General features: G+C 69.2%; 9 protein-coding genes and 1 riboswitch. Of the genes, 6 read left to right on the top strand and 3 right to left on the bottom strand.

Annotated elements, in window-relative coordinates:
- Positions 1-424: 424 nt before the first annotated feature.
- Positions 425-2,125 carry an ATP-binding SpoIIE family protein phosphatase gene (locus AC5LUJ_RS18885; RefSeq protein ID WP_250281022.1) on the top strand — a complete coding sequence of 567 codons (1,701 nt, stop codon included), beginning with the start codon at positions 425-427 and terminating at the stop codon, positions 2,123-2,125.
- Between the two features lie 253 nt (positions 2,126-2,378).
- On the opposite strand, the gene AC5LUJ_RS18890 is transcribed toward AC5LUJ_RS18885, so the two are convergent.
- Positions 2,379-3,353, bottom strand: a complete 975-nt coding sequence (locus AC5LUJ_RS18890) for a nuclear transport factor 2 family protein (RefSeq protein WP_250281025.1) — start codon at positions 3,351-3,353, stop codon at positions 2,379-2,381.
- Between the two features lie 559 nt (positions 3,354-3,912).
- Positions 3,913-5,058 carry a Nickel transporter NicT gene (gene nicT, locus AC5LUJ_RS18895; protein ID WP_250281026.1) on the bottom strand — a complete coding sequence of 382 codons (1,146 nt, stop codon included), beginning with the start codon at positions 5,056-5,058 and terminating at the stop codon, positions 3,913-3,915.
- A gap of 469 nt (positions 5,059-5,527) precedes the next feature.
- Here nicT and AC5LUJ_RS18900 point away from each other — a divergent pair, with 469 nt between their 5' ends.
- Both AC5LUJ_RS18900 and AC5LUJ_RS18905 read left to right on the top strand, forming a co-directional pair.
- Positions 5,528-5,824 (top strand): hypothetical protein, encoded by a 297-nt coding sequence (locus tag AC5LUJ_RS18900; RefSeq protein ID WP_250281028.1) that lies wholly within the window; start codon positions 5,528-5,530, stop codon positions 5,822-5,824.
- Positions 5,825-5,997: 173 nt separating this feature from the next.
- Positions 5,998-6,609 carry a superoxide dismutase gene (locus AC5LUJ_RS18905; RefSeq protein WP_250281030.1) on the top strand — a complete coding sequence of 204 codons (612 nt, stop codon included), beginning with the start codon at positions 5,998-6,000 and terminating at the stop codon, positions 6,607-6,609.
- Positions 6,610-7,007: 398 nt separating this feature from the next.
- On the opposite strand, the gene AC5LUJ_RS18910 is transcribed toward AC5LUJ_RS18905, so the two are convergent.
- Entirely contained in the window at positions 7,008-7,445 is a 438-nt protein-coding gene (locus AC5LUJ_RS18910; protein WP_493465397.1) for an ArsR/SmtB family transcription factor, read from the bottom strand.
- A gap of 135 nt (positions 7,446-7,580) precedes the next feature.
- Positions 7,581-7,767: riboswitch (cobalamin riboswitch) on the top strand.
- Between the two features lie 158 nt (positions 7,768-7,925).
- Between AC5LUJ_RS18910 and AC5LUJ_RS18915 the strand changes: the two genes are divergently transcribed.
- The 3 genes from AC5LUJ_RS18915 to AC5LUJ_RS18925 all read left to right on the top strand — a co-directional run bounded on the left by AC5LUJ_RS18915 (position 7,926) and on the right by AC5LUJ_RS18925 (position 9,484).
- Positions 7,926-8,087, top strand: coding sequence for a DUF7676 family protein (locus AC5LUJ_RS18915; RefSeq protein WP_250281034.1), 162 nt, complete (start codon positions 7,926-7,928; stop codon positions 8,085-8,087).
- A gap of 246 nt (positions 8,088-8,333) precedes the next feature.
- Entirely contained in the window at positions 8,334-8,858 is a 525-nt protein-coding gene (locus AC5LUJ_RS18920) for a hypothetical protein (RefSeq protein ID WP_250281037.1), read from the top strand.
- Between the two features lie 2 nt (positions 8,859-8,860).
- On the top strand, positions 8,861-9,484 hold the full coding sequence (locus tag AC5LUJ_RS18925) for a hypothetical protein (RefSeq protein ID WP_250281039.1): 624 nt from the start codon (positions 8,861-8,863) through the stop codon (positions 9,482-9,484).
- Positions 9,485-9,538: the final 54 nt, after the last annotated feature.

A 9,538-nucleotide genomic window follows, 5' to 3' on the forward strand; every position in this document is an offset into this window, starting at 1 on the left:
CCCGCCGGCGGCGGCCGCCCGGGAAGTGGGCTGGGACGCGGGCCGCGATGGGGGCATGTACCGGACGCTACCGCCCACCAGCCAGTCGACAGTCAGAACTGACCGCGGCCCGGGCCGACCGGGGACGGCCAGCGGAGGACAGCGCAGCCATGTACCGGACGCACACAGGAGGTGCACGCAGGAGGTGCCCCCGGCCGCGTTGCGCGCCGCGCCCGCCGGCCGCGTGGCCGCTCCGTCCCGCCAGGCAGGAATATCCGCGGGGCGTCCGGCGGGAGCTACCGGTGAATCGGCCGGGAAACCGTATCGGATGGTATTCTGCGACGTCGCCCCATGAGCCGGGCGTGTGCTCCTTCAGCACGATACGGAGGCCTGGTATCGGGATCGTGTTTCATGCGACGTCGTTGGAATGTGCCATGGATCTGATATGACCGGACAGCAGCAGAACCCGCACGATCTGTATCTGCTCTATGCGGCGGCCAAACGTATCGGCCGCTCACTGGACGTCGACCACACGGCCCAGGATCTGGCCGAGGTCCTCGTCCCGGCCCTCGCCGACGTGGCCACGGTCGATCTCAGTGAAGCCGTGCGGGCCGGAGACGAGCCGCCGCAAACATTCGGCGGTGGACAGTTGCGCCTGCGGCGCGTCGCCGCGGTCCGCCACCACGGTTCCTGGCATCCCGGATTCATCCGGACGGACATGCCGATCCCGCCGTTCCCGGACGGGTTCGAAATCCACAGCCTGCAGCGCGGCAGGGTTCTGATGGCCACCACCCGGGCGGAGGTCGTCCCCTACGCGAGCGATTTCACGGACGCGATGATCCCGCTGGACGCGCATTCGGGGATGAGCGCGCCCCTGTACGTCCGCGGCCTGCTGTTCGGGATCGTCAGCGTGTGGCGGACCGGCTCGGCCCCGGTCTTCAACCGGGACGACCGCAAGCTGCTACGGGAGATCGTCTCCCGCGCCGAGCTGAGCATCGACAACGCCCGCCGGTACACCCGCGAGCGCCGGGCGGCCATCGCGCTGCAGCGGGCCCTGCTGCCCCAGGCGAGGACCGACACCACCGCGGCCGAGACCGCCGGCAGGTACGTCCCGGCCGACCGCGGGCGCCAGGTGGGCGGTGACTGGTACGACGTCATCCCGCTGTCCTCGCTGCGGGTGGCCTTCGTCGTCGGTGACGTCATCGGGCACGGCCTGCCCGCGAGCGCCACCATGGGACGGCTGCGTACCGCCGTGCAGACCCTGGCCGATCTCGACCTCGAGCCCGGCGAACTGCTCGCCCACCTCGACGACCTCGTGCAGCGGCTCGCCAGTGAGGCCGACCCGTCCCGGCGGGACACGGTGGGCGCGACCTGCGTCTACGCGGTGTACGACCCGGTCTCCGGCCGCTGCGCGATCGCCAGCGCCGGGCATCCGCCGCCGGCCGTGGTGACGCCGGAGGGCAAGGTCGACTTCGTCGACGTCACCCCCGGGCCGCCGCTCGGCGTGGGCGGGATGCCCTTCGAGGTCACCGAGATCACGCTGGCGCCCGGCAGCGTCCTCGCCCTGTACACCGACGGCCTGCTCAACCGGTACGACCGCGACGTCACCCAGGGGATGGAGTGGCTCCACGGACACCTGGAGTCACTCTGCGAGAGCGACCGGTCTCTGGACGACATCGGCCAGGCCCTCCTTGGCGACACCTCCTCGGCCCCGCCCGCGGACGACATCGTCGTCCTGCTCGCCCGCACCCGCACCGTGACGGCCGAGGCCGTCGTCGAGTGGGAGTTCCCCGCCGACCCGTCCGTGGTCTCCGAGGTCCGTGGCCTCACGACCCGGCAGCTGGCCGACTGGGACCTGGACACCCTGTCCTTCAGCACGGAACTGGTCATCAGCGAGCTGATCACCAACGCCATCCGGTACGCGCAGGGCCCGATCAGGGTCCGGCTGATCCGCGACGACCTGCTCGTCTGCGAGGTCTCGGACGCCAGCTTCACCCAGCCACGGCTGTGCTATGCCCGCAGCACCGACGAGGGGGGCCGCGGCCTGTTCCTGGTGGCCCAGATGACCCGGCGGTGGGGCAGCCGCTACAGCCGCCTGGGCAAGACCATCTGGACCGAGCAGCCGACACACCCGACGTACAAATAGATACCTGACGTACAAAGAGAGCGCGAACAGGGCGTCCCGGGCGCCGCCCGCCAGGGCCCGGACAGGGCGCCGGGCGGGACGCCCGGGCGCGCCGCCCGCGAACGGTGCGCGCACGCGAACAGGCGGCGGGCCGTGGCGGAGGTACCCGGACCGGCTCTGTCACCGGATCTCGAATCCTCGCCTGGCACCGCCGCCGCAGGTCCCGCTCGCATCCCGTCGCCGTCAGCGACCGGGTGTGTGCCCGGGCCCTGTGCTATCCGGGCAGCAGGCTGGCCGGATCGAAGTTCTCGTCCCAGTAGTGCGGGCGGATGACCGGCACCCCGAGCGCCTCGAAGACGCGGTTGTCCTCCCAGTAGGTCGACTCAAGGATGATCTTTCCCTCGGAGTCGAACTGGTGGAACGTCGAGCCGAGGGTCTCCAGCGTCTTGCCGCTGGTGGGCAGGCCACGGTAGGTCGTGGCCCCCTCGATCCGGACGTTCCAGTGGATGAGGCCGTAGCTGTCGCCGGGCCCGCCGAACCACGCGGTGGGAGTGAAGGTGTAGGTGCCGTTCTCCCCGCTGGCGATCCCGCCGAGCCGCTCCACAAGGGTCTCGCGGTCGGTGACGGTGTCGTCGAGGTGGTCGTCGACCTTGGTCCACTCGAGGGTGAAGTAGTCGGCGTACAGGTCGGCCAGGGCGGCCGTGTCCCCGCCGAGGGCGGCGGCCCACCGCTGGGCGTGCTCCAGGCCGCTGGCCGCCCGGGTGAAGGGGGCGCCGGTGGAGACCTTCACCGTGGTGGGCTTGGTGCCGGTCAGGCTCTTGGTGGGGCTGACGGGCCCGACCGCGCGCAGCACCGCGGACGCGTCCCACCAGGAGGACTCGCGGACGATCAGGCCCTTCTCGTTGTAGATGTGGAAGGTGTGGCCCTGGGTGCCGAACGGCTTGTTCGCGACGTCCAGGCCGAGGAAGACCGCGGCGTGCTCGGGGCTCCACTCCCAGCGGAGCAGGCCCACCCGCTCGTTGCCGATGTAGGAGCGAATCCGGAAGTTGTGGATGCCAATGCCGTTCTCCGGGTCCTTGTTCGCGTACGGGGCGAAAAGGCGATGCAGATCCGGCTTGTTGTTGATGTTGTGCTGGTCGAGCATCACGTCCTCGAAGACGAAGTTCTCGTCGTCGTAGAGCTTGCAGACCGCCTCAGCGCTCTCCCGGAACGCTTTCAGCCATTTGATCCCGAAATTGTAGTGCGCCACGACTTCTCCTTGTCCTTGCGCGAGCCTTCACGAGCCGGAACAAAAACTCGGAACTTCGAAATATCGACCTTCTCGGGAGATACCGGCCCGCTCGGGGAGACGGGCCTTCCCGGGAAATGTTCAGCCCACCCGCGGGGCCGGACGACAACAGCCCACCACGGCGCCCGGCAGTGTCCGGCCGGCGCGTTCCGGGCGGGGCCGGTACGCGCCGGCCGGCCGCCGGAACGAACAGGGGTCCGCCAGCCGGGCCCGTCGCGTCACACCGACGACCACAAACGCCTCGACCACCAGGCCCTCCACGCCGTCCGCCCGCGGTATCCCGCACGTTCGCCCCGTATGGAACAGATCCTCGTTCGCCGAAATCATTCCTTACACAGCTGAGGACGATATTCCGGGGGAACGTGGCCCGCATCACCCTCTGGGATGAACTCCGTCCGGCTGTGGGATGACCCGCCCGCACCGTCCGCCCGCCCCGTCCACCCGCCGGCGGGCGTGTGCGCGGATGCGGACATGATCGACCACTGCCGGAACGGCGGCCGCGCCGGGCGCGCGGCCGAGGTCAGCTCGCGGGCTCGGCCTGTCGGGTGTGCTCGCGGCTGCTGGGGGACCACTTCTCCTCGATGCGCCCGTACTTCCACACCAGCAGCGCGGCCGCCCAGGTCAGGGCGAACAGGGCGACGACGAAGTAGCCGAGGATGTTGAGGTCCAGGCCGCTGACCCAGTCCCAGAAACCGCCGGTGAGGCTTGCCTTCTCGGCGAGGATGCCGAGCAGTTCCACAGTGCCGATGAGGAAGGCGACCGCGACCGACAGCCCGGTGATCATGATGTTGTAGTAGACCTTGCGGACGGGCCTGGAGAACGCCCAGCCGTAGGCGAAGTTCATGAACGACCCGTCGATGGTGTCCAGCAGGCTCATGCCCGCGGCGAACAGGACCGGCAGCACGAGGATGGCGTACCAGGGCAGCCCGGCCCCGGCCGCCCCGGCGGCCAGGAACAACAGCGCGACCTCGGTGGCGGTGTCGAAGCCGAGACCGAACAGGACACCCAGCGGGTACATCTGCCACGGCCTGGTGATCGCCCTGGTGACGCGGCCGAGCAGCCGGTTCATCAGGCCGCGGGAGTTCAGCTGCTCCTCGAGGGCGGCCTCGTCGTAGCGCCCGTGCCGCATGTCCCGGAACACCCCCAGGATCCCCAGCAGCACGCCGAGGTTGATCGCGGCGATGAGGTAGAGGAAGCCGCCGGAGACGGTGGTGCCGATCCAGCCGGTGACGGCGTGCAGGGTGGAGCCGTCGTCCTCGACCTGCCCGGCCAGCGAACGTATCCCGATGCCGAACAGGAACGCCAGCGCGAAGACGATCGTGGAGTGGCCGAGGGAGAAGAAGAACCCGACCGACAGCGGCCGCTGGCCGTCGGTCATCAGCTTGCGGGTGGTGTTGTCGATCGCGGCGATGTGGTCGGCGTCGAAGGCGTGGCGCAGCCCCAGGGTGTAGGCGGTGACCCCGAGGCCGATGCCGAACACCTGGCCGTCGGCGCCGAAGTGGTAGTGCCGCGGAGCGATGATCGCGATCAGGGCGAACCAGCCGGTCACGTGCAGCCCGATGATGACGCCGGCCATGCCGGCCACGCTCGCCCACTCCCGCGGGCCGAGTGCCTGGCGGATGCGGGTGAGCCGCGCCGCGCGCGGGGTGTCGACCTGAGCGGCCATGACGGAATCCTTCCCGGATGGACGGCCCCGGCAGCGCCGACGGGGTGGGTGCGCCTGCGGACGCTAACCATCTCCGCCACTTCCTGCAAGACACTTGCAGGAAGTAATAGATTGCAAACTGTCGCCCTCGCCCGGCCGCTCGCCACCGGCGCGACGCGCGGGAACGAAACCGAACGAAGCGAAGCCGAACGAAGCGGAGCGGGAAGAAGCGGAGCGTAGCGAGAGGCGGCCATGGGAGCGCCGGCACGGCCGCGAGAAGGAGACACACTCGGCGAGCAGGCCGGACCTCATCGCGTATAACAAATTACCACTAATAGTAATTATAGATAAACATATAGTTACATTTTTCGACTGTGGACGGCCTACAGTTACAGCCTTATTACAAGTACTTCACGATGGCGTTCGTGACGACGCCGGTGGACGCCGCGACAGGCATCGTTGTAGACGGCGCTGACGACAAGGAGTAGCGATGCGTGACATCGGGAGCGGCCCCGGGGGATGCCTGCCGGTGGCGATCGAGGTCATGACCGCCTACACCGACTCGGCCGACGACCCCGGCTTCTTCTGGGCCAGCGTCCAGCGGGTCATGGCCGACGGCGCCGAGCGCGCGGACCCCGCGGCGGCCGTGGCCGAACTCGTCCTCGGCCTGTCCACGCTGTGCGGCATCACCCTCGACCACCTGGCCGAACGCGCCGGCCCGGACAGTGGGCCGCGCGACGTGCTCGCCGCGATCCAACGGGCCTACGTCACCGAGCCGCCGCCCTGACCGCCGCCCTGACCGCCGCCCTGACCGGCGGCCTGGCGCACGCGCGTCGCGGCCGGCCGAGCCCATCCGGTGCCACGCCCCGAGAGGCCGCGCCCCAAGAGCCAGGAACGGATCCGCCGTGTTCCGTCCTGTACCTGTCCCATTTCTCACCGTGATGAGAGGACTCCACGCCAGTGGCGACCTACGCACTGCCCGACCTGCCCTACGACTACGCCGCCCTCGAGCCGTCGATCAGCGGCGAGATCCTTCAGCTGCATCACGACAAACACCACGCCGCCTACGTCGCCGGTGCCAACACCACCCTCGACAAGCTCGCCGAGGCCCGCGACAAGGGCGACTTCGCCGCCATCGTCGGCCTGGAGAAGACGCTCGCGTTCAACGTCTCCGGCCACGTCCTGCACTCGCTCTACTGGCAGAACCTCTCCCCCGACGGCGGTGACAAGCCCGACGGCGCCCTCGCCGACGCCGTGGCCAACGACTTCGGCTCGTTCGACGCGTTCAAGGCCCAGCTCACCGCCGCCACCAGCACGATCCAGGGCTCCGGCTGGGGTGTGCTGTCCTACGAGCCCGTCGCCGACCGGCTCCTGATCGAGCAGGTCTACGACCACCAGGGCAACGTCGGCGTCGGCAGCACCCCGCTGCTGGTCTTCGACGCCTGGGAGCACGCCTTCTACCTGCAGTACAAGAACGTCAAGGCCGACTACGTCACCGCCCTGTGGAACATCGTCAACTGGGCCGACGTCGCGGCCCGCCACACCGCGGCCCGGCAGTCCCGCCAGGGCTGACCCGGGTCGTGGCCGGCCGGCTGGTGACCATCGCTGCCGGCCGGCAGCGTCCCGGGCCGCGGGCCACCGCAGGGGCCACCTCGTCGGTACCGCCGGGCGCCTGTCGCCACCGGTACCGGTGAGGCCGCGGAACCCGGGGAGGCCGAGGAGGCGGCCAGGGCCGCGAAAAACGCACCACCGCCAGGCCGCGTCGCTGTACCGCGACGCGGCCTTCGCGCGGTTCTGGTGCGCGCGCACGGTGCCGCTGTCCGGCAGCGCGGTGTCGGCCGTCCTGCTGCCGATACCCGTCTTCCAGATCAGCGGGTCCGTGGCGTGGACGACAATACGTCACCGGCGGACGATGAGCAGACCCCCGAAAAAATGACGTCTCACCTCGGCAGGCTCACCGCGACAGACACTCAGCCCGTCGCCGGCGCCGGCGGGTGCGGTTTCTCCTCGGAGCTGTCCGGGTGCGCGGTGCCGTTGTGCGCGAGAACGGGGGCGGGATGGACGCCGTCCAGCAGGTCGACAGTGCTGTTGTCACTGAGGGTGTAGCAGATGACACGTCCGTCCCGGTGCGGGGAGACCACGGCGTGGTAACGGAGAATGCGTAACGCCTGCGAGACCGCTGTGTCGTTCATGCCCACTCCGGCCGCCGGGCCGGAGACGGAGATCGGGCCGGCATGACGGACCGCGATCATGATCGCGAGGCGCCCCGGGTCCGCGAGTATCGCGAACCGTGCCGCCCAGTGCTGGATGCGGCCCCGGTCCGCCACCGCGCCTGCGGCATCGCAGGCCCGGTCGCCGTCGATCACCTTGGCCGGCCGGGCCGGCGCGATGCGGTGCATGGATCGCATACTCCCATCGACGGCCGCCGCCCACGCCTCACCCCTGCGTGGGGCAGCCCCCGTGGAGCAGCCCCCTGCGCGGCCCTGCCGCATAGTTGGCCATCTGCTCAGATGTCAATCCTTGTAGGTGTCCGGCCCGGATGGGTAGCCTGATCCGGCCGTGGTGTTCGGGAAGCCGGTGGAGTACCGGCGCGGCCCTCGCCACTGTGATCGGGAAGTCTTCGGCCTCGTCCGCGGCGCAGCGGAGGTCACTGGGCGTCACACGCCTGGGAAGGCCGGCCGGAGGCGCGGACCCGTCAGCCAGGAGACCGGCCACGGCACCGGAAAGACCCATTCCACGAGGTGCTGGAGAGGCGGTCGGTGTACGTGGTGCCCGCACGTGCCGTCATGTGTGCTGCCGGAGCTTGTACTACCAGAATCTGTACCGTCAGGATTCCCGGCGGACCGCGGGCGCAGGGTCGATATCGTCGGCGGCGGTCAGATTTTCAGATGACCGTGCTGCTCCCCGGCCCCTTCCTCACCGACAGCCAGCAGATACGCGCCGTCCCCGACTTCAGTCGGCTGGCCGCCTGGGAGCACCTGCGCGCCACCTCCCTCGGGCTCCCGCCCGACCCGCTCGACCGCACCGGCGCCGGTTTCCGGCATGACTGACCGGCCCACCTTCTTCTCCCACGCCTGTCCGCCGCCTCACGCAAGGCCCATGAGCACCCGGGCATGATTCGGATCATCCTTGTCGGATCATCCTTGTCGACGGTGCGCCGGGAAGCCGAGGCCTCCCATCAGCCCATAGTTATCACGGAGAGTGTTTCCATAGGTGGAAAGAGTTATTTAGTTGACGAAACGTGATTCATTTAGGTTATCCTAACTTAATAGTTAAGCCTTCCTGAAGGAGGATGCGTGTCCCGGCGAACAGCCCTTCTCGCGCTGCCCGTCTCCCTGCCGCTCGGCCTCACCGCCTGCTCCGACGACTCGACGACCGGCGCCACGACGACATCCCCGGGACACCCGGCCAGCACCTCGACCGCCTCCACCGCGGCGCCGGAGGGCGTGGTCGAGGCCACCGAAAGCTGGTATGAGGGCAACGACGGGCAACAGGTGCTCCGCAGGCCCGCCGCCGGCGAGACACACCACATCGAGATCATCCCCATCGAGGCGGCCACCGGCCGGATCGTGCCGAACGCACCGGTCACACTCGCGGTCGTCGACGACAAGGGCACGGCCGTGGACGAGAAGACGCTCAACTTCTGCTACGCCGAGTGCTTCCACCACACGGACAACTTCACAATCCCGCGGGACGGCAGCTACACGCTGCGCGCGACAGTCGGGATACCGACCTTCTTCCAGCACGGTGAGGAAGGTCATACGCCAGCGTTGGCCAGCGGCGCGACTGCCACCTTCACCGACGTCACGCTCAAGCACTGATCATGACCGATGGTGGAGGGACAGCTCCCGATCAGCTCATTTCCCTGGCCGCGGACACGCGACCCGTCCCGGCTCTGATCATCACCCAGGCCTCCCCACCCAACGGCGGAGTTCTGCCACGGTGGGCCCGTTTCCTCGCGGCCGGGATGATCCTCATCATCGGGTGGGCGGCGGCCGTCTGGACCGCCACCCACGTCACCGCCGACCCGGTCCTGCACACCGCCGCCCTGTTCGTCCATCTCGCCTCACTCGTGGCAGGGTTCGGCGCGGTCCTCGCCATCGACTTCTTCGCGCTGTTGTGGCTGTCCGGCCGGCGCAGCTTCCCGGACATCATCCGGGTGGCGGACGGCCTGCATCTGCTGATCTGGGCCGGGCTGGCGGGGCTCGTGCTCAGCGGTGTCCTGCTGCATCCCGACCTGTCCACGCCGATAACACGGGTGAAGATCGGGCTGGTGCTCCTCATCGCGCTCAACGGCCTGCATATCCAGGCGGTCCAGCACCGTCTGGAACGGTCCGCCACCGTTGCGTCCCGGATGCTCCTGGCCCGATCGGTGATCAGTAACCTGCTGTCCCAGGCCGGATGGTGGGGCGCGATGGGCATCGGCTATCTCAACAGCCAGACCTGACCGGTCGTCACGATAACCCGGGCCACGGCGGCCCGGGCCCGGAACAGGTTTCGG

This window comes from Protofrankia sp. CiP1_Cm_nod3, assembly GCF_982290655.1.

Excerpts from the sequence above, each read along its gene's own strand:
- AC5LUJ_RS18900 (WP_250281028.1), top strand. The coding sequence starts at position 5,528 with ATGCGTGACATCGGGAGCGGCCCCGGGGGATGCCTGCCGGTGGCGATC.
- AC5LUJ_RS18885 (WP_250281022.1), top strand. The coding sequence starts at position 425 with ATGACCGGACAGCAGCAGAACCCGCACGATCTGTATCTGCTCTATGCG.
- nicT (WP_250281026.1), bottom strand. The coding sequence starts at position 5,058 with ATGGCCGCTCAGGTCGACACCCCGCGCGCGGCGCGGCTCACCCGCATC.
- AC5LUJ_RS18925 (WP_250281039.1), top strand. The coding sequence starts at position 8,861 with ATGACCGATGGTGGAGGGACAGCTCCCGATCAGCTCATTTCCCTGGCC.
- AC5LUJ_RS18915 (WP_250281034.1), top strand. The coding sequence starts at position 7,926 with ATGACCGTGCTGCTCCCCGGCCCCTTCCTCACCGACAGCCAGCAGATA.
- AC5LUJ_RS18910 (WP_493465397.1), bottom strand. The coding sequence starts at position 7,445 with ATGCGATCCATGCACCGCATCGCGCCGGCCCGGCCGGCCAAGGTGATC.